This window comes from Allobosea sp. CS1GBMeth4, from assembly GCF_900185715.1.
Classification (GTDB): Bacteria; Pseudomonadota; Alphaproteobacteria; order Rhizobiales; family Beijerinckiaceae; genus Allobosea.
Window position 1 is genome coordinate 101,822 of record NZ_FYAS01000043.1, and the last position, 23,365, is coordinate 125,186.

Consider the following 23,365-nt stretch of genomic DNA (forward strand, 5'->3'; position numbering starts at 1 on the left):
CGGCTGACGAATATTGCAGTGCGTCACGATTTAGGTGATGCTCCCGGCTTAATAAACCGCCGATCCGCTCCCACTTTGTTTCTGTCTGGAAACAATCGCCGGATCGGCCGAGGACAGAAGATGGACCAGCTCACCGCCATGCGCGCCTTCGTGCGCGTCGTCGAGGTCGGCACCTTCACCCGCGCGGCGCAACTGCTCGACCTGCCCAAGCCGACGGTGACCAAGCTGATCCAGCAGCTGGAAGGGCATTTGCGGGCGCAGCTGCTCAACCGGACGACGCGCCGGGTCACGGTGACGATGGACGGCGCCGCCTATTACGAGCGGGCGCTGCGCGTGCTCGGCGAGATCGACGAGCTCGACCAGAGCATGGCCTCGTCGCAGGCCCGGCCGAGCGGACGCCTGCGCATCGACGTCAGCGTGCCGCTGGCCACCGACATCATCCTGCCGGCGTTGCCGGGCTTCCATGCGCGCTATCCGGAAATCCAGGTCGACATGGGCCTGTCCGACCGGCCGGCCGACCTGGTCGGCGAGAATCTCGACCTCGCCGTGCGGGCCGGCGCGATCGACGACCAGAGCCTGATCGCCCGCCGCATCGGCGAGATGATGCTGATCACCTGCGCGACTCCGGGCTATCTGGCGAAGCATGGCACGCCGCGGCATCCGCGCGACCTGGAGAACGGCCATCTCGCCATCGGCTATCGCCGGGCCGGCACCAGCCGCATCCTGCCCTTCACCTTCGCCAGCGCGAAGGAGACCATCGAGATCCAGGGCGACTACGTCGTCTCGCTGAACGAGGGCACCGGCTATGTCGCCGCCGGGCTGGCCGGACTCGGCGTCATGCAGGTGCCGACCTTCATGGCCGTGCAGCATATCGCCGTCGGCCGGCTGGTGCCGATCCTGACGGACTGGTGCACGAAGCCGAAGCCGCTGCACATCATCTACCCGCCGAACCGGCACCTCTCGAACAAGGTCCGCGTCTTCGTCGACTGGCTGGCCGAGCTCTTCGCGCAGGACGGGCAGCTCCAGGGCAAGCCGCTGCTGCCCTGCCCGGGCGGTATGGCGGCGTAACGAGAACGCGGCGTCATTCCGGGGCAGCCCGCAGGGCTGAGCCTGGAACCCATGAACACCGCCCTTCCCGTCATGGTCGGGCTTGTCCCGACCATCCACGTCTTCGCCTCGCCAATTACAGGCAGTGTTCAAGACGTGGATGCTCGCCACAAGGGCGAGCATGACGAGCTGGAATAGCCTCGCGTTCATGGATTCCGGGCTCTTTGCGATCGCAAAACCCCGGGATGACGGGCCAGCGGTTCCCTCGGGTCGCGAACTGGCCTAACCAGAGGCGCCGGCTCTCCGCCGCGCGCCCTCCAGCAGCCAGGCCCGCCCGATGTCCCGCAGCGTCCGCGACAAGCTCGAAACCACCCTCGCCCGCCTCGGCGACGGCGCCCCCGTCTTCACCAGGCTGCTCGCCGACAGCGCGCGCGCCGAGGCCGACGCCGCCGACCGGAGGCGCGAAGCCGGTCTGCAGCTGAGCCCGATCGACGGCACGATCGTCTCGGTCAAGGACCTGCTCGACGTGAAGGGCATGACGACCTGGGCCGGCTCCAGCGCCTTGAAGGGCGCCGCTCCCGCCGCCCAGGATGCGCCGTCGGTGGCGCGGCTGCGCCGGGCCGGCGCGGTGATCGTCGGCAAGACCAACATGACCGAGTTCGCCTTCTCCGGCATCGGCCTCAACGCCAGCTTCGGCACGCCCGGCAGCGCCCCCGACAAGGCGCGCATCCCCGGCGGTTCCTCCTCGGGTGCGGCGGTCTCGGTGGCAGAGGGGACATCGGAGCTGGCGGTCGGCACCGACACCGGCGGTTCCTGCCGCATCCCCGCCGCGTTCAACGGCATCGCCGGGATGAAGCCGACCCACGGCACGGTCCCCGCCGATGGCTGCTTCCCGCTGGCGCCGAGCCTCGATTCGATCGGCCCGCTGGCGAAGGACGTCGCCGGCTGCGCGCGCCTGCTCTCGGCGCTGGCCGACAAACCCTTCGACCTGGAGGGCGGGCTGTCCGCCCGCCGCGTCCGCCTCGGCGTGGCGCGCGGCGGCTTCCTGGCCGAGGCCGACGCATCGGTCGCCAAAGCCTATGAGGCGGCGGTCGAGCGCGTGGCGCGGCTCGGCATCGCGGTCGAACCGGTCGATTTCGACGCGCTCTACAAGGAGATGTTCGCGATCTGCCCGTCCCCGCTCGTCACCGTCGAGGCCGCGGCGGTGCATCGCGATCTGATGGCGAGCAAGGCGGAGAGCTACGACCGGCGGGTCGCGGCGCGCATCGCCATCGGCGTGCCGTGCAAGGCGGTGGACTACATCATCGCGATGGAGAGGCGCCGGGCGCTGATCGCGCGCCTTGCCGCCATGCTCGACGGGCTCGACGGCTTCCTGGCGCCGACCGTTCCGATCGAGGCGCCGACGATCGCCGCGATGGAGGCCGATGACGAGGCCTTCCATACGGCCAACCGCCTCGTCCTGCGCAATCCGGCCTTCTGCAATCTGTTCGACCTGTGCTCGATCTCGCTGCCGATGCCGCTCGGCGACGGGCTCTCCGGCGGCCTGATGCTGAGCGCCGTCGCCGGGCGGGATGCGCAGCTGCTCAATCTGGCGAAGCTGATCGAGCCAGCGGCGGCCGGGCTCTGACCGCAAGCCCCCCGCTTGCGGCGGGGGAGAAATTCCTTGGTCGACCCGACCGCCTTGACAAATCCTGCCGGAACGGGCCCTTCAGCCGCCATGATCGTGCGCAGCCATTACGGATCGCCCGCCGCCGCCCTCGTGGCCGCGCGCGGCTGCGCGCGCCTGACCGGCCGAGGTTGACGGCAGCGCGTCGCGCGCCCCCCTCGTCGCCCCAGAACCCGGCTTTCCAGATCGAAGGGCCGCCCGACCGGCGGCATCGTGCCATGCTCGACCGCACCAGCGTGCTCACCCTCTCCTGCCCCGACCGCCCGGGGATCGTCGCCGCCGTCTCGACCCTGCTGTTCGAGTCCGGCTGCAACATCCTCGACGCCCAGCAATATGACGACACCGAAACCGGCCACTTCTTCATGCGGGTCGTCTTCGCGCGCCTCGACGACGCGCAGCCGCAGGCGGCCATCGCCGCCGGCATCCAGGCGCTGGCCCAGCGCTTCGCCATGACGATCAACCTCAGCGAGCAGGCGACGAAGAAGCGCGTGCTGCTCCTGGTCTCGAAGTTCGACCATTGCCTGGCCGACCTGATCTATCGCTGGCGCATCGGCGAACTCCCGATGGAGATCGTCGGCATCGTCTCGAACCATGAGCGCGCCGCGATCGCCTCGACCGATATCGGCGACATCCCCTTCCATCACCTGCCGGTGACGCGGCAGACCAAGATGGAGCAGGAGGCCGAGATCTGGCGGATCGTGCAGGAGACGCAGACGGACCTCGTCGTGCTCGCCCGCTACATGCAGATCCTCTCGGACGGGCTCTCGGCCAAGCTCGCCGGGCGCTGCATCAACATCCACCATTCCTTCCTGCCGGGCTTCAAGGGCGCCAAGCCCTATCATCAGGCGCATGAGCGCGGGGTGAAGCTGATCGGCGCGACCGCGCACTACGTCACGCCCGACCTCGACGAGGGCCCGATCATCGAGCAGGACGTCGAGCGCATCAGCCATCGCGACACGCCCGACGATCTCGTCCGCAAGGGCCGCGACATCGAGCGGCGCGTGCTGGCCCGGGCCGTCTCGCACCATCTCGAGGACCGGATCGTGCTCAACGGCAAGAAGACGGTGGTGTTCACCGGTTGAGGGAGGGGGGCCGGGGGCCGAATGTCGCCTCGACGGCACAGCTTTCCCGTCATGGTCGGGCTTGTCCCGACCATCCACGTCTTTGCTTCAACAATCGAAGGCGGCGTTCGAGACGTGGATGCTCGCCACAAGGGCGAGCATGACGGCGAGGCTCAGCCCCTCACCTCGCCCAGCGACCAGGGCAGTTCCTCGCCGCCGCGGAAGACGACGACGTCCTCATCGCCGACAGCGACCGCGGGCGAGACCCGGCAAGGCCGCTTCTCCAGCGTGAGCGTGCCCTCGTTCAGCGGCAGGCCGTAGAAGCGCGCGCCGTTCTCCGCGGCGAAGGCCTCGAAATGCGCGAGCGCGCCTTCCTCGTCGAAGACCTGGACATAGGTCTGCAAGGCGGTGGCGCCGCCGAAGACGCCGGCCGAGCAACATTCGGCCTGCTTGGCGCTACGCAGATGCGGGGCCGTGTCGGTGCCGATGAAGAAGTTGCCGTCGCCGGAGGTCGCCGCCTTGCGCAAGGCGAGGCGGTGGCGCTCGCGCTTGGCGACCGGCAGGCAATAGAGATGCGGCCTGAGCCCGCCCTGGAAGAGCGAGGTCCGGTTGATGATCAGGTGGTGCGGCGTGATCGTGCCGGCGGCGCGGCCGGCATGGGCCCGCACCAGATCGACCGTCTCGGCGGTGGTGACGTGCTCGATGACGACCTTCAGCCCCTGATGCCGCCGCAGCAGCGGCAGCATCTCCTGCTCCATGAACACCGCCTCGCGGTCGAAGATGTCGACGGCCGGGTCGGTCGCCTCGCCATGGACGAGGACCGGCATGCCGATCCGCTCCATGCGCTCCAGCACCGGCGCGAGCTTCGCGATATCGGTGACGCCGTAATGGGCGTTGGTGGTTGCGCCGGCCGGATAGAGCTTGGCGGCGGCCCAGACGCCGTCGCGGAAGCCGCGCTCGATCTCGTCCGGCGCCGTGATGTCGGTCAGATAGCAGGTCATCAGCGGGGTGAAGTCGCTGCCCTCCGGCCGCGCCGCCAGGATGCGCTCGCGATAGGCGCTCGCCGCCGCGATGCCGGTCACCGGTGGGACCAGGTTCGGCATGACGATGCCGCGCCGGAACTGCGCCGCGGTGAAGGGCAGCACCGCCTTCAGCATGGCGCCGTCGCGCAGATGCACGTGCCAGTCGTCCGGACGGCGGATCGTCAGAGTCTCGAAGGAACCCGCTGCCCTGGCTTGCGTGCCGCCGAAGAGTTCCGTGACGCTCATACCCTGCCCCTGTGCTGACCTGCCCCGCCGAATCCGCGCGAGGGCCGCCCTTTCCATAGCTGCCTTGCCCGAGCCATGCGAGCATCGCGCGCAATCATCCGGGGACGGCGCGCCGCGGGGATTGACCTTCGCCGGCAACCTGTCGAGAAGGGGCCGTTTGCGAAGTCGACACGAGCCCGCGCCAACGCCTGCGAACGGCGAAGGCTGGCGCGCGCTGGCCCTGGAGAACAAGACCATGCCCAATCTCTACATGCCGGTCGACCGGGCCACCATCGCCCTCGAAGCGGCGAAGATGCTGCTCGAGATCAAGGCGGTCCACTTCTACCAGGACAAGCCCTTCATCTTCACCTCCGGCTGGGCGAGCCCGGTCTATATCGACTGCCGCAAGATCATCTCCTTTCCGCGGCTGCGCTCCTCGCTGATCGACTTCGCCGCCACGACGATCGTGCGCGACATCGGCTACGAATCGATCGACATCGTCGCCGGCGGCGAGACGGCCGGCATCCCCTTCGCCGCCTGGATCTCCGACCGGCTGTCGCTGCCGATGCAGTATGTCCGCAAGAAGCCCAAGGGCTTCGGCCGCAACGCCCAGATCGAGGGCGAGGTGGTCGAGGGCGCGCGCACGCTGCTCGTCGAGGATCTCGCCACCGACGGCGGCAGCAAGGTCAATTTCTGCAAGGCGCTGCGCGACGCCGGCGCCAAGGTCGATCACTGCTTCGTGCTGTTCTACTACGACATCTTCCCGCAGGGACGCGAGATGATGAAGGAGATCGGCGTCGGCCTGCACTATCTCACCACCTGGTGGGACGTGCTCAAGGTCGCCAAGGCGAGCGGCCATTTCGAGCCGAAGGTGCTGGAGGAGGTCGAGAGCTTCCTCAACGAGCCGGCCAAATGGTCGGCCGCGCATGGCGGCATCTCGGATTTCAACCAGGCCAAGACCGGCTGAGCGAGCCCGGCCTGGACCAAATCCCGATCGAGGCGGCGGGCCGGCGCCGCAGCCGCTTCGGATCGGCGGCCTCCGCCGCCGAAAAGCCGTGACGCCCTCGCCGCCACCCGCACGGCCGGCATTGCAGGCGCACCGAGCCGGGCGTCGGGCGAAGCCGGCGGGGCCTCGCATGCGCTCCATCCCTGTCGAAAACGTCGCAGCCTGGATCCATCGCCGGCCGTCGCGCGTTTGCTCGCTGGATGAGCGTTTCCGCTCCGCCCGATGCTCGGCAAAGCCGGTCGTCGGAGCCGAGCCTCCGGCGGAAAAGCGGCAACGACGTTTCCCAGAACGCTCGAAATCATTGGAAGCGCACAGCTTATCCGCAGTTTGACAATTCCGTCCAAAGGCGGCGCCATCGCACCGATTTTATAAGACGGCTAATCAATTTGGTGGCATTATCCACCGTTTCACTCCTCCGAATCCCGCGACGGAGCACACTTCCGACGATGAACGCCGCCGAGAGCACCACCGCCATCCTGATCCACCTCGCCGGCGCGGTGGCGCTGCTGATCTGGGCGGTCCGGCTGGTGCGCACAGGGGCGACCAGGGCCTTCGGGCCGTCGCTCCGGCACGGCCTCGCGCGCTTCGCCGGCAACCGGGTCTCGGCGATGGCGAGCGGTGCGGTGGTCACCCTGATCCTGCAGAGCTCGACGGCGACGACGCTGCTGCTCTCCTCCTTCGCCGGTCAGGCGCTGATCGGCCTGCCCATGGCCTTCGCGGTGCTGCTCGGCGCCAATATCGGCACCGCGCTCGCCGCCTTCCTGGTCTCGTTCGAGCTCGGCTGGCTCTGGGGGGCCTGCCTCGCCGTCGGGGTCGCGCTCTATCTCGCCAACGAGGCGATGAACCGGGCCCGCAATATCGGCCGCCTGATCGTCGGCATCGGGCTGATCCTGCTCTCGCTGGCCGAGCTCAAGACCGCCTCGGCCCCGCTGGCGCAGTCGCCCGTCTTCCGCTCCGTGTTCGAGGCGCTGGCGAGCGAGCCGCTGCTCGCGGTGGCGATCACCATCGCGGCGACCTGGCTGACCCATTCCAGCCTCGCCATCGTCCTGCTGGTCGCCTCCTTCTGGGCCGGCGGCCTGTTCCCGGCCCCGACCGCGCTCGTCCTGATCGTCGGCGCGAATCTCGGCAACGCGCTGGTGCCGGTGGTCGACCAGCTCGGCGCCCCGGCCGTCCAGCGCCGCGTCGCCCTCGCCAACCTCCTGACGCGAGTCGTGATCGCGCTCGCCGTCATCCCCTTCGCCAAACCGCTCGCCGCCTGGTTCGCGCAGTGGTCGGCGGATCCGACGCGGCTCGCGGTCGAGATCCACCTGGCGCTGAACATCCTCGGCGCGCTCGTCTTCCTGCCCTTCACCGGGCCGATCGCCGCCCTGGTCACCCGGCTGACCCCGACCACGCCGGCGGCCGAGCAGCGGACACGGCCGCTCTACCTCGACCCCGGACTGCTCGACAGCCCGTCCGAGGCGCTCGCCAGCGCGATGCGGGAGACGCTGCATCTCGGCGACCGGGTCGGCGCCATGCTGAAGGACATGCTGCCGCTGCTGGAGCACGACAAGCTCGCGCTCTCGCGCGAGATCGCCGCGGCGGACGACGGCGTCGACACGATCCACGAGGCGATCAAGCTCTATCTCGTCCAGCTTTCGCGCCGCCCGCTGGGCGAGGCGGACAGCCGGCGCCTGTTCGAGATCATCACCCTGACCACCAATCTCGAGCATATCGGCGACATCATCGACAAGAACCTGCGCGAGCTGGCGGAGAAGAAGATCCGCAAGCGCTACCGCTTCTCGGACGAGGGCCTCGCCGAAATCCGCGAGCTGCATGGGCGCGTCAGCAACAGCCTGCAGCTCGCGCTCAACGTGCTCGCCTCGCGCGACATCACGCTCGCCCGCCAGCTCTTCGACGAGAAGAGCGCGATGCGCGCCGCCGAGCGCCGGGCCACCGAGAGCCATTACGAGCGGCTGCGCAGCGGCGTGCCACAGTCGCTCGAGACCTCCTCGATCCATCTCGACGTGCTGCGCGACCTGAAGCGCATCCACGCTCACATCACCTCGATCGCCTATCCGATCCTGGAAGCCGCCGACGAGCTCAGCGACACGCGGCTGCGCAAGACGGAGGAGCAGCCCGCGGCCGGCGGCTACGGCCTCGTCCTGCCGCACAAGCCGGCCTGAGGGCAGCCGAACCCACGGCATGGCTTCGCTTTCACCATCTTGCGCCGTCATTCCGGCCGCAGCGCAGCGGAGCGCCGGAATCCGTCGTAGGGCTCGGGATTTCGGTGGGCTCGGGATTTGCCGATGGGCCGTCAGGGGCCCGGACCGGGGCCGGCTGAATTGCGCACTCCGGATGCGCCGACCTTCGCCTTGAAATCGGCTGGCCGGGACGGACACTGGCCGCTCGCCGCACGAGGAGCGATCTCATGACCAGCACAGCGCAGTCCCGGCTGCTCAACCTTCTCGGCGTCGAGCTGCCGGTCATCCAGGCGCCGATGGCGGGCTCGACCACGCCGGAGATGGTCGTCGCCGTGGCCGAGGCCGGCGGCCTCGGCTCGCTGGCGAGCGCACAGTACAACGAGGCCGGCCTCCGGGCGGCTCTCGACACGGTACGGGCGGGGACGCGCCGGCCGATCAACCTCAACTTCTTCGCCCATGCCAACCCGGCGGACGATCCGGCGCGCCAGGCGGCCTGGCTCGCGCGGCTGTCCGGCTACTATGCCGAGGCCGGGCTCGATCCGGATATGCCGAAGACGCCGAGCGGGCGCGCGCCCTTCGACGCGACCTCGGCGGCCGTGGTCGAGGATTACCGGCCCGAGATCGTCAGCTTCCATTTCGGCCTGCCGGCGCCGGAGCTGTTCGAGCGGGTGAAGCGGACCGGCGCCAGGGTGATCGCCTCGGCGACCACGGTGGCCGAGGCGCGCTGGCTCGCCGGGCGCGGCGTCGACGCGGTCATCGCCATGGGCGCCGAGGCCGGCGGCCATCGCGGCAGCTTCCTGACCGACAGGATGTCGGAACAGGTCGGCACCTTCGCCCTGGTGCCGCAGATCGTCGACGCCGTGTCCGTGCCGGTGATCGCCGCCGGCGGCATCAGCGACCGGCGCGGCGTGGAAGCCGCCTTCGCGCTCGGCGCCGCCGCCGTGCAGGTCGGCACCGCCTATCTGTTCACGCCCGAGGCCGGCATCTCGCCGATCTATCGCAAGGCGCTCGGCATGGGCGAGCGCCCGACCGCGATCACCAACCTGTTCACCGGCCGGCCGGCGCGTGGCATCGTCAACCGCGCCATGGCGGAGCTCGGCCCGCTCAGCGAACTCGCGCCGCCCTTCCCGACCGCCGGCACGGCGCTGGGGCCGCTGCGCGCCGCCGCCGAAGCGGCGGGCCGCGACGACTTCACCCTGCTCTGGGCCGGGCAGGCCTTCCCGCTCGCCAGAGCGATGTCGTCGGCGGCCCTGACGCGCAGGCTCGCCGGCCTGGACGAATGAGGCCCGTCCGCGGCACCCTCAGCGCCGCTCGATCTCGGCCAGATAGGCGCTGACCGCCCGCTCCGGACCATGCCAGGAGGCGCTGCCCTTGCCCTGCAGCTCCGGCGCCTCCTTCCAGCCCGGCTCGATGCCGGTCATGTTGGGCAGCAGATGGGCGATGCCCTTGTGGCAGTCGATGCAGGTCTTCTCGCCGGTGGTGAGGAAGCGGCCGTGGATCTCGGCGGCGCGGCGGGTCTGCTTGGTGAAGTCCATCGCCACCGAGGAGTGGCAGTTGCGGCATTCGAGCGAATCGTTCGCCTTGAGCCGGGCCCATTCGTGCTTGGCGAGCTCGAGGCGCATGTCGAGGAACTTCTCGCGCGTCGAGATCGTGCCGAAGATCTTGCCCCAGACCTCCTTGGAGGCCTGCATCTTGCGGGCGATCTTGTCCGTCCAGTTGTGCGGGACATGGCAGTCCGGGCAGGTCGCGCGCACGCCCGAGCGGTTGGAGAAGTGCACGGTCTGCGTCAGCTCCTGATAGACGTTGTCGCGCATCTCGTGACAGGAGGTGCAGAACTTCTCGGTGTTGGTGATCTCCAGCGCGGTGTTGAAGCCGCCCCAGAAGATCACGCCGCAGACGAACCCGCCCAGCGTCAGGAAGCCGAGCGGCAGATAGGCGCTCGGCCGGCTGACGATGTGCCAGAAGCGCAGCAGGGCGCCCCACAGCCGCAGGAAAAGGGATTTGAGCCTCGCCATGATCCCGCCCCGCTACGGCTTCCGGCCGATGTCTTTGGCATCCTGGAACCGGTTCTGGACCAGCGGCGGCACATCGCTCTGCTGGACATGGCAGGCGGTGCAGAAATAGCGCCGCGGCGTCACGTCCGAGAGCACCTGCCCGTCGCGGTCCTGGAAATGGGTGACGCTGATCATCGGCGCGCCCGAGCCTTCGGTGAACTCGCGCTTGTGGCAGTCCATGCAGCGATTGGTGTTCAGCGTCAGCTGATAGCCGTCGATCGCATGCGGGATCACCGGCGGCTGCTCCGGGTAGTTGCGCATGCGCCTGACGTCGTCGACGACCGGGCGGCCGAGCGCCGGCACCCGCTCGAGCGCCATCGGATCGGCCGTGCCGGTCAGGCGCGGCACGATCTTCACCGGCGCGCCCTCCTGCGAGAGCGCCGCGCCGAAGGCGAGGACGAGGCCCGCCGCGACGGCGGCCCCGAGGACGGTCAGCGAGCGCATCAGCCCGAGACCGGAACGATCTTGACCGCGCATTTCTTGAAATCCGTCTGCTTGGAGATGGGATCGGTGGCGTCGAGCGTCGTCTTGTTGATGAGCTGGCTGGCGTCGAACCAGGGCACGAAGACCACGCCGGGCGGCATGCGGTTGCGCCCGCGCGTCTCGACGCGGGTGCGCATCTCGCCGCGCCGCGAGATCAGCCTGATCTCGGAGCCCTGGTTGAGCCCGCGCTTGCGGGCATCCTCGGGATGCATGAAGCAGCGCGCGCCGGGGAAGGCCCGGTAGAGCTCCGGCACGCGCATGGTCATCGAGCCGGAATGCCAGTGCTCGAGCACGCGGCCGGTCACCAGCCAGAGGTCGTATTCGCCGTCCGGCACCTCCGCCGGCGGTTCGTAGGGGACCGCGATGATGCGCGCCTTGCCATCCTTGTTGCCGTAGAACTCGACGCCCTTGCCCGGCTTCACATAGGGGTCGAGCCCCTCCCGGTAGCGCCAGAGCGTCTCCTTGCCGTCGACGACCGGCCAGCGCAGGCCGCGGACCTCGTGATAGAGCTCGTAGGGGCCGAGATCATGCCCGTGGCCGCGGCCGAAGGAGGCGTATTCCTCGAACAGCCCCTTGTGGACGTAGAAGCCGAAATGCTTGGCTTCATGGTTCTCGTAGCCGGGATCGATCTCGGAGAGCGCGAACTTGTCGACCTGGCCGTTCCTGAACAGCACGTCGAACAGGGTCTTGCCCTTGTAGTTCGGATTGGCGTCCAGGATTTCGGCCGGCCAGACCTCGTCCGTGGTGAAGCGCTTCGAGAACTCCATCAGCTGCCAGAGGTCGGAGCGCGCCTGGCCCGGCGCATTGACCAGCTGATGCCAGACATGGGTGCGCCGCTCGGCATTGCCGTAGGCGCCCTCCTTCTCGACCCACATCGCCGCCGGCAGGATCAGGTCCGCCGCCATCGCCGTGACGGTGGGATAGGCGTCGGAGACGACGATGAAATTATCGGGATTGCGATAGCCCGGATAGGTCTCGCCGGTGCTGTTCGGCGCGGCCTGCAGGTTGTTGTTGACCTGGATCCAGTAGAAATTGAGCTTGCCGTCCTTGAGCATCCGGTCCTGCTCGACGGCATGGTAGCCCGGCTTGTCCGGGATGATGCCATGGGGGACGCGCCAGATCTCCTCGGCATGCTTGCGGTGCTCGGGATTGACCACCGTCATGTCGGCCGGAAGGCGATGGGCGAAGGTGCCGACCTCGCGGGCGGTGCCGCAGGCGGAAGGCTGGCCGGTCAGCGAGAACGGGCTGTTGCCGGGCTCGGAGATCTTTCCGGTCAGCAGATGCAGGTTGTAGACGAGCTGGTTCGCCCAGACGCCGCGCACATGCTGGTTGAAGCCCATCGTCCAGAGCGAGACGACCTTGCGCTTGGGGTCGGCGTAGAGCTCGGCGAGCTGCTGCAGGAAGCCGGGCTCGACCCCGGTCAAGGCCGAGACCTTCTCCAGCGTGTAGTCCTTCACGAAGGCGGCGTAGGCGTCGAAATCGATCGGGGTCGTCGCCGCCGCGTCGGCCGCCTTCCTCGCCTTGACCTCGCGCGGATCGTCCGGCCGGAGGCCGTAGCCGATCTCGGTCGCGCCCTTCACGAAGGTGGTGTGCCTGTCGACGAAGTCCTTGTTCACCCGCCCGGTCGAGATGATGTGGTTGGCGATGTAGTTGAGGATCGCCAGGTCCGTGCCCGGCTTGAACACGATCGGGATGTCGGCGAGGTCGGAGCTGCGGTGGGTGAAGGTCGAGAGCACAGCGACCTTGACGTGCGGGTGGCCGAGCCGGCGGTCGGTCACCCTGGTCCACAGGATCGGGTGCATCTCCGCCATGTTCGAGCCCCAGAGCACGAAGGCGTCGGCATGCTCGAAATCGTCGTAGCAGCCCATCGGCTCGTCCATGCCGAAGGTGCGCATGAAGGCGTAGGCGGCCGAGGCCATGCAGTGGCGGGCGTTGGGGTCGAGATTGTTGGAGCGGAAGCCGGCCCGCATCAGCTTGGTCGCGGCATAGCCCTCGAAGATCGTCCACTGGCCGGAGCCGAACATGCCGAGCGCGGTCGGCCCCTTGGCCTTCAGGGTCGCCTTGGCCTTGGCGGCCATGGTGTCGAAGGCCTCCTCCCAGGAGACCGGGGTGAACTCGCCGTCCTTGGCGTAGACGCCGTTCTTCTTGCGCAGCAGCGGCTGGGTCAGCCGGTCGCTGCCATACATGATCTTCGAGAGGAAATAGCCCTTGATGCAGTTGAGGCCGCGGTTGACGTCGGCCTTCATGTCGCCATGGGTGGCGATGACCTTGCCTTCCTTGACGCCGACCATGACGCCGCAGCCGGTGCCGCAGAAGCGGCAGGGCGCCTTCGACCATTTGATCTGCAGGCTGTCGACGCCGCCCGTGACGGGCTGAGCCTCGGCCGGAACGCTCATATTGGCGGCGAGCGCGGCGACGCCGGCCGCCTGCGCCTTCAGCATCTCGCGACGGGACAGGGTCATGGGTCTACTCCAGGATCGTCGAGGTCTTCGATCTGCTCGAACACCATGTTGGCCGAGAGCACGCCGTCGAGCAGGCCGATCGCGGCCAGCCGCTCGCCGATCACGCCGGTGCTGGCGCCTTCCAGGACGATCACGATCTTGCCGTTCTCGACCCGGTGCACCTCGGTGTCCGGCATCTGCCCGATGCAGGCGAGGACGGTGTCGAGATGCGCCGGAAGCGCCGAGACGACCGCGCTCGAAATATGATGGTAGCGCGGGGCGGAGCGCTCAGCCATGAGCCGCCTCCATGCCCGGCGCCGCCAAGACGACGGCCCGCGCCGGGCAGGCCGCGATGCAGGCGCCGCAGCCGCTGCAGCGATCCGCCGCCACCTCCGGCAGGGCCGGGCCGCCGAGCCGCGGCCGGAAGCCGATCGCCGCCTCGGGACAGGCGTCGCCGCAGCTCTGGCAGACGATGCCGCGCGCGGCGAAGCACTCGGCGCCGATCGCGGCGACATGGGCGAAGGCGGGCAAGGACCGGTCGAAGACCGGCTCGGGACAGGCCTGCTCGCAGGCGCCGCAGAAGCTGCACTCGCCCGCGGCGAAATCCAGGGCCGGATAGCCGTCCGCATCGAGCGCGACGATGTGCTGCGGACAGGCCGGCACACAGGCGCCGCAGCCGGTGCAGGCGGCGGCGAGCGAGGCGGCGCGCGACCATGGCGGATAGACTCTGTCGGGCCGCGGCAGGCGCCGGCCGGTCAGGAAACCGCGCCGCCCGAGATCAATGGCGTCCCTGTCCATGGCCGCCCTCAGCGCGGGGGGCCGGGAGGGCCGAGGACGATCTGCGACATCCAGACCAGGAAGCCGTAGCCGCCGACCACGCCGACCGCGACCACGGGCCAGATCAGGACCGCGAGCGTCAGGAAAGCCAGGAATTCGGCGCGCCTGCTCGGTTTGTCCGGAAGGGCCTCGGGGCTGCTCGTCTCTGCAGTCTCGGTCGCCATGTCTCGTCCCTTGGGCGGCGGGCGGTCACATACCGCGCCGGAGCCAGATTGGAGATCGACCAAGGAGCATAAGGATCGCGGCGACCTTGTCCATCCCGGCCGGGGCATGGCGGCCGGCTTTCGTCGCCGTCTTTGACGCCCCGCAAACAGGACCCGCCGAATGCCACCGATCCGGCAAGGCGCGGCGCTCGCTCCGGGGCGGAGCCGCCGCTTTCGCGCGGATCGGCCGGGCCCGCGCCGTCCCGCCACCCGTCCAGGCGGCGCCCTCTTTGCCGAAACGCAAAGAAGCCCGCCGGCCGCGTCGCTATCACCGGCGAGCCCCCTGCCGCCCGCATGCGGGGCGCTTCAAGCCGGCCCCGCCGGCGCCGCCCCGCTAACGCTCGCAAGGGAAGGGTGAACGCATGGCCGAACGTCTGACAAAGGCGGGAGCCCGCAATGTCTTCTACGGCGGATCGATCTTCTTCTTCGCCATCTTCGTCGGGCTCACCGCCCACAGCCACTGGTTCATGCGGACCAAATCCACCGACGAATCGACGCTCACGCCGGCGGTCGCCCGCGGCAAGCATGTCTGGGAGCGCAACTCCTGCATCAACTGCCACACGCTGCTCGGCGAGGGCGCCTATTTCGCGCCCGAGCTCGGCAATGTCTGGAAGCGCTATGGCGGCGACAAGGACGCGGCCGGGGCGCGCGAGAGCCTCAAGGCCTGGATGGCGGCGCAGCCGACCGGGATCGAGGGCCGGCGCCAGATGCCGCAGTTCAACCTGACCGATCAGGAACTCAACGATCTCGCCGATTTCCTCGAATGGACGAGCCGGATCAAGACCCAGAACTGGCCGCCCAACGAGGCCGGCTGAGACGTCGCGACAGGAGAGAGCCATGCCAGGCTACAACACGACGAGATACGAGACCCAGAACGTCGCGATGCTCTATTTCTACGGAGCGCTCGCCCTGTTCATCGCGCAGGTCGCCTTCGGGGTCGTGGCGGGACTGATCTATGTCCTGCCCAATACGCTTTCGGTCATCCTGCCCTTCAACATCGTGCGCATGATCCACACCAACGCGCTGGTGGTGTGGCTGCTGCTCGGCTTCATGGGAGCGACCTATTACCTGCTGCCCGAGGAGGCGCAGACCGAGCTCTACAGCCGCAGGATCGCGGTCATCCAGTTCTGGCTGTTCTTCGTGGCGGCCGCCGTCGCCGTGGTCGGCTATCTCTTCCGGATCCACGAGGGGCGCGAATTCCTCGAGCAGCCCTTCGCGATCAAGGTCGGCATCGTCGTGGTCGTGCTGATGTTCCTGTTCAACATCACCATGACCTCGCTGAAGGGCCGCAAGACCACCGTCACCAACATCCTGCTCTTCGGCCTGTGGGGCCTGGCGATCTTCTTCCTGTTCGCCTTCTACAACCCGATCAACCTCGCCCTGGACAAGATGTACTGGTGGTACGTCATCCACCTCTGGGTCGAGGGCGTCTGGGAGCTGATCATGGCCTCGGTGCTGGCCTTCCTGATGATCAAGCTCAACGGCGTCGACCGCGAGGTGGTCGAGAAGTGGCTCTACGTCATCGTCGGCCTCGCCCTGTTCTCCGGCATCCTCGGCACCGGCCACCATTATTACTGGATCGGCGCGCCCGGATACTGGCAGTGGATCGGCTCGCTGTTCTCGACTCTCGAGGTCGCGCCCTTCTTCACCATGGTGATCTTCACCTTCCAGATGACCTGGAAGGCGGGCCGCAACCATCCGAACAAGGCGGCGCTGCTCTGGTCGATCGGCTGCTCGGTGATGGCCTTCTTCGGCGCCGGCGTCTGGGGCTTCCTGCACACCCTGTCCTCGGTGAACTACTACACCCATGGCACGCAGGTCACCGCCGCCCATGGCCACCTCGCCTTCTTCGGGGCCTATGTGATGCTGAACCTCGCGGTGATGGCCTATGCCATCCCTGAGCTGAAGGGACGCGCGCCCTATAACCAGTGGCTCTCGATCGCGAGCTTCTGGATGATGGTGACGGCGATGTCGGTGATGACCTTCGCCCTGACCTTCGCCGGCGTGGTCCAGGTCCATCTCCAGCGCGTGCTCGGCCAGAGCTTCATGGACGTGCAGGACCAGGTCGCCCTGTTCTACTGGGTCCGGCTCGGCTCCGGCGTGGTCGTGGTGATCTCGGCGCTGATGTTCGTCTTCGCCGTGCTCGTGCCCGGCCGCGAGCGCAGCGCGGCGCCGATCGCCCTCGCCCAGCCGGCGGAATGACCGCCCCGCCCGCCGGCTTCCGGCCGGCGGGCCGCCGCCCCTCCCTCCGCGAAGGTTCTCCCGATGAACATGATCCCGCGCCTGCCCGTCGCGCCGCCTGCGGCCGACGCGCTCGCCATCCCCGCCTACACCGCCTCCGGCAACGAGTGCTTCCTGTTCGAGAAGGCCTGGGAGCGGCGCCTGCCGCTACTGCTCAAGGGGCCGACCGGCTCGGGCAAGACGCGCTTCGTCGCGCATATGGCGGCCCGGCTCGGCCTGCCGCTGTTCACCGTCGCCTGCCATGACGACCTCTCCGCCGCCGACCTGACCGGCCGCCACCTGCTCAGGGGCGGCGAGACCGTCTGGGTCGACGGGCCGCTGACGCGCGCCGTGCGCGAGGGCGGCCTGTGCTATCTCGACGAGATCGTCGAGGCTCGCAAGGACGTCGCGGTGGTGCTGCATCCCCTGACCGACGACCGCCGCATCCTGCCGCTGGAGCGCACCGGCGAGCTGCTCGCCGCCCCGCCCTCCTTCATGATCGCGGTCTCCTACAATCCCGGCTACCAGAACCTGCTGAAGAACCTGAAGCCCTCGACCCGCCAGCGCTTCGTCTCGATCAGCTTCGACTTCCTGCCGCGCGACGCGGAGATCGCCGTGGTGGCGCAGGAGAGCGGGCTGGCGGAAAGCGCCGTGGCGCCGCTGGTCGACCTCGCCCGGCGTCTGCGCAGCCTGAAGGGGCAGGATATCGAGGAAGGCGTCTCGACCCGTCTCGTCGTCTACGCCGCCAGCCTGATCGCAGCCGGGCTGCCGCGGCAGGAGGCGGTGCTGGCCGCGATCATCGAGCCGCTGACCGACGAGCCGGAGGTCCGGACCGGCCTCGTCGAGGTCGCGCGCGCCGTGCTCGGCTAGGTGCCGCCATGCTGGACTTCCTCGAGCTGGAAGAGACGGTCGGGCGCCTCTGGCACCGGCTGGTCGGCGACACGGCGAGCCTGCCGCACCACCCGCAGGCGGCGGTGACGCTGACGACGATCGCACCGACGCTCGCGGTCTGCTTCCGCGGCTTCGGCGGCGAGCCCGGCGTCAGGCTGGTACCGGCGCGCGGGCGCGCCGCGGCGCACCGACTCAACCTGCGCCAGCGCGTCGGCCTCGGCGAGGAACGCCTGTCGCTGGCGGTGCGCACGCCGGACAGCCTGCAGCTCCCCGGCGAGATCGCGCTCTTCCCCGAGCCCGCGCTGAATCGCGACCTCTATGTCTGGCTGGCCGCCTGCATGGCCCTGATGCCGCCCCGCCCGGTGACGGAAACCGATCCGCTCCAGCGCGACATCGCCCTGATCGCGGCGGCGCGCCTGCTGGTCGCGGCGGTCCTGGCGGCCTTCCCGGGCCTGCAGCCGGTTTATTGGCGGCTGGCTGCGGCGATGCTCGCGAGCCGGCGGCGGGAGGGGCTGCCTGCGACGGAGGCCAGGGTGGAGGAACTGATCCGCGCCCTGCTGCACGACAAGGACGCCGACATCCCCGGGCAAGGCTGGCCGGCCAAGGCTCCGCCGGGCTATCTGCCGGCGCTCGGCGTCCCGCTCTGGCCGCTGGCGGCCGCGGCCGCGCCCGTCCGTACGCGGCGGCGCGAGGAGGACCGGCCGCCGCCGGCCCAGGCCCGCGCCGAAGAGCAGGCCAAGGCCTATGCCGCCAGCCGCGACGAGACCGCCGAGGACTGGCGCGAGCGCAGCCCCTTCATCCTCAACCGCTTCGAGAAGATCCTGGCGATGTCGGAGATGGTGGCGGTCGACCGCCCCTCCGACGACAGCGAGGACCATGATCCCGAGGCGGCGGACGAGCTCGACGACATGGTGCTGAGCGAGCGCAAGGGCCGCCCGGCCTCGCGCTTCCGCTTCGATCTCGACCTGCCGCCCGAGGCGATCGACGAGGCCGCGCTCGCCGGGGCGCTGACCTATCCGGAATGGGATTTCCGCAGCGCCTGCTATCGCGAGGACCATTGCCGCGTCCTCGCCGCCACCGCGCGCCAGGAGCGCGAGCCGCCGGCGCAGGACGCCGCGACGCGCGCGCTGGTGCGGCAGGTCCGCCGCCAGTTCGAGGCGCTGCGCCCGCTGCGCGAGCCGCAGCGCGGCCAGATCGACGGCCCGGACCTCGATCTCGACGCGGTGGTGCGGCGCCAGGCCGACCTCGCCGCGGGCGGGCCCGGCAGCGACCGCATCCATCGCGCCAGCCGGCCGCAGGCGCACGATCTCGCCGTTACGACGCTGATGGACGTCTCGCTCTCGACCGATTCCTGGTTCGACGATCTGCGCGTGCTCGATGTCGAGAAACAGGCGCTGACCGTCTTCGCCCATGGGCTGGCGGCCTGCGGCGACCGGCACGAGATCCTGACCTTCACCTCGCGCCGGCGCGACTGGGTCCGGATCGAGACGCTGAAGCGCTTCGACGAGGCGATGGGGCCGGCGGTGGAGGCGCGCATCGCGGCGCTGACGCCGGGCTACTACACCCGCATCGGCACGGCGATCCGCCATGCCGCGGCCGGGCTCAAGGCCCGGCCCGACCGGCGCAAGCTCCTGCTCGTGCTGACCGACGGCAAGCCCAACGACATCGACCACTACGAGGGCCGCTTCGCGATGGAGGACACCCGCATGGCGGTGATCGAGGCCCGGCGAGCCGGCATCTGCGTCTTCGCCGTCACCGTCGACCGCGAGTCGCGGGCCTATATCCCGCACCTCTTCGGCCGCAACGGCCATGCCGTGATCTCGAAGCTCGAACGCCTGCCGGCGGCGCTGCCGTCGATCTATCGCGCGCTCGCCGCCTGAGCCCCCGAGCGCCGCGTCGTCCCCTCGGGAAGGCTGCGCGGGGCCGCGCCGGAAGGAGACCATGATGACCGATGCCCAGATGGGACTTGCCGTCGCCACGCCCGCCATCATCGTGATGGCGCTGACGCTCTACCGCATGGGCGTGCTGCAGCGGGGCGGAGTCGCGGCCGCCGTGCTGATGTCGCTCGCCATCGCGACCATGCTGTTCCTCGAACAATAGGGCGAGCCGCGGCAGAGTTTGCGCTTCGACAAGTTGCCGCAGCCGCCGGCCGGCTAGGGTTTGCGAACCTCCCCGAGCGGAGGCGCAACCGGAGCCGGCCCCCATGACGACACTGCCCCTCGAACCGCTGGACGTGCGCAGCATCCCGCCGGTCGTCCGCCACGCCACGATCTTCGGCATCCTGGAGCGCCTGCCCCCGGGCGAGGCTTTCAGCATCGTCAACGATCACGATCCGGCGCCGCTGCGGCGGCAGATGGAGTCGCGCTATCCCGGCGCCTATTCCTGGACCTACATCGTGCAGGGGCCGGAGATCTGGCAGGTCGAGATCGGCCGGCACGAAGCCGGCGCCGAAGCCGGGGCCGGGGCCGGGGCCGCCGATTGCGGCGGCCATGACGACGGCCATTCCTGCACCTGCGGCCACTGAGGGGCCCGCCGGGGAGACCTGCGGCCATGCCGATGGCGTCGCTATCCCGCTGGACGATGAGCTATTTCGCGGCGGCGCTCGCCTTCCTGATCGCGGCCGAGGCGCTCGCCGTCGCCGGCGTCGGCTTCCCTGCCAGCGGCCTCGCGGAGCCGGCGACGCTCGTCATCGTCCATCTCGTCGCGATCGGCTGGCTCAGCCTCGCCATGGCGGGGGCGCTGCTGCAGTTCGTTCCCGTCCTGGTCAACCGCCCCCTCGCCTTCCCGCAGCTCGCCCTGCCCGCGCTGGTCGCGCTCGCTACCGGGCTGCTGCTGCTCTGCGCCGGCTTCGCGGCGCTCGCCGGCTGGATCGAGGTGACCCTCGACCTGCTGCCACTGGCGGCCGCAGCCCTGCTTGCCGGCTTCGCCCTGCTCGGCCTGATGCTGACGGCGACGCTTTTGAGCGCGCGGCCGGTCGCGCTGTTCGCCCGCTTCGTCCTCACCGGCCTCGCCTGCCTCGCCGCCACGGCGCTGAGCGGCGGCACCTTCGCGCTGGTCCTGTCCGGCCGGGGCGACTGGCTCGGCGGCGCGGCGCTGCTGCCGGGCGGCCTGCCCTTCCATGCCGTGCTCGGCTTCGGCGGCTGGCTCGGCCTCATCGCCTTCGGGGTCAGCTACCGGCTGTTCGTCATGTTCATGATGGCGCCTGAGCCACCGGCGCGCCGTGTGCGCCCGGTGCTGATCGGCGCCGGCCTCGGGCTCGGCCTCGCCGCCGCCGGGCTCCTCGCCCCCTTCGCCGGCGTGGAGCCGGGGGCGGGCTGGCTCGCCGCGGCGCTGGCCGCGCTCGCCGGCGCGGGCGCCTGCTACGGCCGCGACATCCTCGCCCTCTATCGCACGCGCCGGCGCAAGGCGCTGGAGATCAACATGCTCGCCAGCATCCCGGCCTTCGCCGCGCTGGCAGCCGGCCTCGCCCTCCTGCCCGTCGCGATCCTGGTCGACGCCGGAGAGAAGCCGATCGCGGCGCTCGGATTCCTGCTCGCCTTCGGCTGGCTCGGCGGCCTCACGCTCGCCCAGCTGGTGAAGATCGTCTCCTTCGTCACCTGGCTCGAGACCTACGCGCCCCGGCTCGGGCGCGCCCCGGCGCCGCGCGTCGGCGACCTCGTCGCCATGCCGCGCACGGGCTGGTGGTTCCTCGCCTATTACGGCGGGGGCGCGCTGGCGGCGGCGGCGCTGGCCCTGGATGCGGCGCAGGGTTTCCGCTGGGCCCTGCTGCCCGGCCTGGCGGGCACCGTGGGAATCGCCGCCGAACTCGTCCGCGTCCGCCGCTTGTCCGAGATCAAGGCCGCGGAGCGGCCGGCGGCGCATGACTACCCGCTGCTGCTGCTGGTGCGTGCCGACGAAAGGAGTTCCGCCCATGCCGATCACCGAAGCACCCTCGCCCCGCGTGCTTGACGTCAGGCCGATGCTGCGGGCCGGCGAGGAGCCGTTCCAGGCGATCATGGACGCGGTCGGCGCGCTGGCGCCCGGCCAGACGCTGCGCCTCATCGCCCCGTTCCGGCCGGTGCCGCTGTTCTCCGTCATGGCCAATCGCGGCTTCGCCGCCAGCGACCGGCCGCTCGCGGACGGCGACTGGGAGGTGACGTTCTCGCCGGTCGCCGGGATGCAGGAGACGCCGGAGAGCGAGGACCTCGCCGTCGGCAGCAGCCCCTCGGCCGTGTTCTGGGGCGACCCGGTGCTGGAGCTCGACCTGTGCGGGCTCGAGCCGCCCGAGCCGATGGTGCGCATCCTGGAAGCGCTGGAGACCCTGGAGCCCGGAGACGTGCTGTTCGCGCTGCTGGCGCGCGAGCCGGTCTTCCTCTTCCCCGAGCTGGCGAAGCGCCGGCACGAATGGGCCGGCAATTTCGACGCGTCCGGGACGGATTACCGGCTGCTGATCCGCCATGGCGGCGGCAAGGGGCATTGACGATGAGCTCCCGGCTGGAACGCCTCGTCGAGATCGCGCTGCGCGACGTGCTCGACCCAGAAATGGGCCGCAGCGTCGTCGAGCTCGGCCTGATCTACGCCATCGCCGCCGCGCCCGACGGCAAGGTCGCGATCACCATGACCACGACCACGCGCGGCTGCCCGCTCGCCGGCTTCCTCAGGGAGGCCGTGGCCGCCGCGGCCGGAGCGATCGAGGGCGTCACCGCCGTCACGGTGACGCTGACCTACGAGCCGGCCTGGGAGCCGGCGATGGTCACCGCCGAATGATCGGCGCCCGCAAGATCGTCGAAAATATTGTGCTGCAACAAAGAGCGCTTTCGCCAGGCTCCTAAAGTCCTCACGACCGGTGGACCTCCGGTCTTTGGCAAGGAGACAAGTCATGGGCGAAGAGCTCAAACTGACCCGCCGCAGCATTCTGGCGGGAGCGGCGGCCACCGGGGCACTCGTCCAGGCTGCTTCCGCGCCGGCGCAGGCTCAGGCCGTGATGAGCAAGGCGACGGCCACCGACGTGGCCAAGCTGCCGCGCGTCAAGCCGAAGCTGGTCGATCCGCCCTTCGTGCATGCGCATGAGCAGATCGCGACCGGCGGGCCGAAGCTCGTCGAGTTCGAGATGACGATCCACGAGAAGAAGATCGTCCTCGACGACGCCGGCACCGAGACCTTCGCCTTCACCTTCAACGGCACCGTGCCCGGGCCGCTGATGGTCGTGCACGAGGGCGACTATGTCGAGCTCACCCTGATCAACGCCGAAACCAACGAGCTGATGCACAATATCGACTTCCATTCGTCGACCGGCGCGCTCGGCGGCGGGGCGCTGACCGAGGTCGGCCCCGGCGAGCGGGTGGTGCTGCGCTGGAAGGCGACGAGGCCGGGCGTGTTCGTCTACCACTGCGCCCCTCCCGGGATGGTGCCCTGGCACGTCACCGCCGGCATGAACGGCGCCATCATGGTGCTGCCGCGCGACGGGCTGAAGGATCATCAGGGCAAGGCGCTGAAATACGACAAGGTCTACTATGTCGGCGAGCAGGACTTCTACGTGCCGCGCGACGAGACCGGCAAGTTCAAGCGCTATGCCAGCGTCGGCGAGTCGCATGACGACGTGGTCAAGGCGATGCGGACGCTGACCCCGAGCCATGTCGTCTTCAACGGCCGGGTCGGCGGCCTGACCGGCAAGAACGCCATGACCGCCAAGGTCGGCGAGACCGTGCTGATCGTGCATTCGCAGGCCAATCGCGACACGCGCCCGCACCTGATCGGCGGCCATGGCGACTATGTCTGGGCCACCGGCAAGTTCCGCAACCCGCCGGAGCGCGACCTCGAGACCTGGTTCATCCCCGGCGGCTGCGCGGGAGCGGCGCTCTACACCTTCCTGCAGCCGGGCATCTACGCCTATGTCAACCACAACCTGATCGAGGCCTTCGAACTCGGCGCCGCCGGGCACTTCAAGGTCGAGGGCGAGTGGAACGACGACCTGATGAAGCAGATCCGGGCTCCCGCCGGCATCTGACCTGCCTGCCGCCTTCCCGCTCCGGCGGGGAGGCGGCCCT

23 protein-coding genes are annotated in these 23,365 nt (G+C 69.6%); 16 read left to right on the forward strand and 7 right to left on the reverse strand.

What is annotated here, in order from left to right:
* The first annotated feature begins 120 nt into the window (after positions 1–120).
* The 3 genes from CS1GBM4_RS21450 (at position 121) to purU (ending at position 3,795) form a co-directional block, all read left to right on the forward strand.
* On the forward strand, positions 121–1,068 hold the full coding sequence (locus CS1GBM4_RS21450) for a LysR family transcriptional regulator (protein WP_186420794.1): 948 nt from the start codon (positions 121–123) through the stop codon (positions 1,066–1,068).
* Between the two features lie 316 nt (positions 1,069–1,384).
* Positions 1,385–2,674 carry an amidase gene (locus tag CS1GBM4_RS21455; RefSeq protein ID WP_186420795.1) on the forward strand — a complete coding sequence of 430 codons (1,290 nt, stop codon included), beginning with the start codon at positions 1,385–1,387 and terminating at the stop codon, positions 2,672–2,674.
* A gap of 257 nt (positions 2,675–2,931) precedes the next feature.
* Positions 2,932–3,795, forward strand: coding sequence for a formyltetrahydrofolate deformylase (gene purU / locus CS1GBM4_RS21460; protein WP_186420796.1), 864 nt, complete (start codon positions 2,932–2,934; stop codon positions 3,793–3,795).
* 152 nt (positions 3,796–3,947) lie between these two features.
* On the opposite strand, the gene pyrC is transcribed toward purU, so the two are convergent.
* Positions 3,948–5,042, reverse strand: coding sequence for a dihydroorotase (gene pyrC / locus CS1GBM4_RS21465; RefSeq protein WP_186420797.1), 1,095 nt, complete (start codon positions 5,040–5,042; stop codon positions 3,948–3,950).
* A gap of 235 nt (positions 5,043–5,277) precedes the next feature.
* Here pyrC and CS1GBM4_RS21470 point away from each other — a divergent pair, with 235 nt between their 5' ends.
* From CS1GBM4_RS21470 to CS1GBM4_RS21480, 3 genes are all read left to right on the forward strand, one after another.
* Positions 5,278–5,988 carry an orotate phosphoribosyltransferase gene (locus CS1GBM4_RS21470; RefSeq protein WP_186420798.1) on the forward strand — a complete coding sequence of 237 codons (711 nt, stop codon included), beginning with the start codon at positions 5,278–5,280 and terminating at the stop codon, positions 5,986–5,988.
* A gap of 485 nt (positions 5,989–6,473) precedes the next feature.
* Positions 6,474–8,192: a Na/Pi cotransporter family protein gene (locus CS1GBM4_RS21475; RefSeq protein WP_186420799.1), complete on the forward strand. Its 1,719-nt coding sequence runs from the start codon at positions 6,474–6,476 to the stop codon at positions 8,190–8,192.
* A gap of 245 nt (positions 8,193–8,437) precedes the next feature.
* Complete coding sequence (locus CS1GBM4_RS21480) at positions 8,438–9,493, forward strand: nitronate monooxygenase family protein (protein WP_186420800.1); 1,056 nt, start codon at positions 8,438–8,440, stop codon at positions 9,491–9,493.
* Between the two features lie 18 nt (positions 9,494–9,511).
* Here CS1GBM4_RS21480 and CS1GBM4_RS21485 read toward each other — a convergent pair whose 3' ends face one another.
* The 6 genes from CS1GBM4_RS21485 to napE are packed head-to-tail and all read right to left on the reverse strand — an operon-like array spanning position 9,512 to position 14,189.
* A complete protein-coding gene (locus CS1GBM4_RS21485; protein ID WP_186420801.1) occupies positions 9,512–10,225 on the reverse strand; it encodes a cytochrome c3 family protein in 714 nt (237 codons plus the stop codon).
* 12 nt (positions 10,226–10,237) lie between these two features.
* Positions 10,238–10,741, reverse strand: coding sequence for a nitrate reductase cytochrome c-type subunit (locus CS1GBM4_RS21490; protein ID WP_186420802.1), 504 nt, complete (start codon positions 10,739–10,741; stop codon positions 10,238–10,240).
* On the reverse strand, positions 10,708–13,209 hold the full coding sequence (gene napA / locus CS1GBM4_RS21495) for a periplasmic nitrate reductase subunit alpha (RefSeq protein WP_186420803.1): 2,502 nt from the start codon (positions 13,207–13,209) through the stop codon (positions 10,708–10,710). The genes CS1GBM4_RS21490 and napA overlap by 34 nt, the downstream gene beginning before the upstream one ends.
* Complete coding sequence (locus CS1GBM4_RS21500) at positions 13,206–13,484, reverse strand: chaperone NapD (RefSeq protein ID WP_186420804.1); 279 nt, start codon at positions 13,482–13,484, stop codon at positions 13,206–13,208. Before CS1GBM4_RS21500 ends, napA begins: the two co-directional genes overlap by 4 nt.
* On the reverse strand, positions 13,477–13,986 hold the full coding sequence (gene napF, locus CS1GBM4_RS21505; RefSeq protein ID WP_186420805.1) for a ferredoxin-type protein NapF: 510 nt from the start codon (positions 13,984–13,986) through the stop codon (positions 13,477–13,479). Before napF ends, CS1GBM4_RS21500 begins: the two co-directional genes overlap by 8 nt.
* Positions 13,987–13,994: 8 nt before the next feature.
* Positions 13,995–14,189 carry a periplasmic nitrate reductase, NapE protein gene (gene napE, locus CS1GBM4_RS21510; protein WP_186420806.1) on the reverse strand — a complete coding sequence of 65 codons (195 nt, stop codon included), beginning with the start codon at positions 14,187–14,189 and terminating at the stop codon, positions 13,995–13,997.
* Between the two features lie 401 nt (positions 14,190–14,590).
* On the opposite strand from napE, the gene CS1GBM4_RS21515 reads away from it, so the two are divergent.
* The 10 genes from CS1GBM4_RS21515 to nirK all read left to right on the forward strand — a co-directional run bounded on the left by CS1GBM4_RS21515 (position 14,591) and on the right by nirK (position 23,325).
* Complete coding sequence (locus CS1GBM4_RS21515) at positions 14,591–15,043, forward strand: cytochrome c (RefSeq protein ID WP_186420807.1); 453 nt, start codon at positions 14,591–14,593, stop codon at positions 15,041–15,043.
* 22 nt (positions 15,044–15,065) lie between these two features.
* The gene (locus CS1GBM4_RS21520; protein ID WP_186420808.1) at positions 15,066–16,430 is read left to right on the forward strand and encodes a cbb3-type cytochrome c oxidase subunit I; all 1,365 of its coding nucleotides are present in this window, start codon (positions 15,066–15,068) and stop codon (positions 16,428–16,430) included.
* A 63-nt stretch (positions 16,431–16,493) separates the two neighbouring features.
* Positions 16,494–17,318 (forward strand): CbbQ/NirQ/NorQ/GpvN family protein, encoded by an 825-nt coding sequence (locus tag CS1GBM4_RS21525; protein ID WP_186420809.1) that lies wholly within the window; start codon positions 16,494–16,496, stop codon positions 17,316–17,318.
* A gap of 8 nt (positions 17,319–17,326) precedes the next feature.
* A complete protein-coding gene (locus tag CS1GBM4_RS21530) occupies positions 17,327–19,219 on the forward strand; it encodes a VWA domain-containing protein (protein ID WP_186420810.1) in 1,893 nt (630 codons plus the stop codon).
* Between the two features lie 64 nt (positions 19,220–19,283).
* On the forward strand, positions 19,284–19,439 hold the full coding sequence (locus CS1GBM4_RS21535) for a hypothetical protein (protein ID WP_186420811.1): 156 nt from the start codon (positions 19,284–19,286) through the stop codon (positions 19,437–19,439).
* 103 nt (positions 19,440–19,542) lie between these two features.
* Positions 19,543–19,863, forward strand: coding sequence for a DUF2249 domain-containing protein (locus CS1GBM4_RS21540; RefSeq protein ID WP_186420812.1), 321 nt, complete (start codon positions 19,543–19,545; stop codon positions 19,861–19,863).
* A gap of 32 nt (positions 19,864–19,895) precedes the next feature.
* A complete protein-coding gene (locus tag CS1GBM4_RS21545; RefSeq protein ID WP_186420813.1) occupies positions 19,896–21,287 on the forward strand; it encodes a hypothetical protein in 1,392 nt (463 codons plus the stop codon).
* On the forward strand, positions 21,250–21,798 hold the full coding sequence (locus CS1GBM4_RS21550) for a DUF2249 domain-containing protein (RefSeq protein WP_186420814.1): 549 nt from the start codon (positions 21,250–21,252) through the stop codon (positions 21,796–21,798). Before CS1GBM4_RS21545 ends, CS1GBM4_RS21550 begins: the two co-directional genes overlap by 38 nt.
* A gap of 2 nt (positions 21,799–21,800) precedes the next feature.
* The gene (locus CS1GBM4_RS21555; RefSeq protein ID WP_186420815.1) at positions 21,801–22,085 is read left to right on the forward strand and encodes an iron-sulfur cluster assembly protein; all 285 of its coding nucleotides are present in this window, start codon (positions 21,801–21,803) and stop codon (positions 22,083–22,085) included.
* A 112-nt stretch (positions 22,086–22,197) separates the two neighbouring features.
* Positions 22,198–23,325, forward strand: coding sequence for a copper-containing nitrite reductase (gene nirK, locus CS1GBM4_RS21560; RefSeq protein ID WP_186420816.1), 1,128 nt, complete (start codon positions 22,198–22,200; stop codon positions 23,323–23,325).
* Positions 23,326–23,365: the final 40 nt, after the last annotated feature.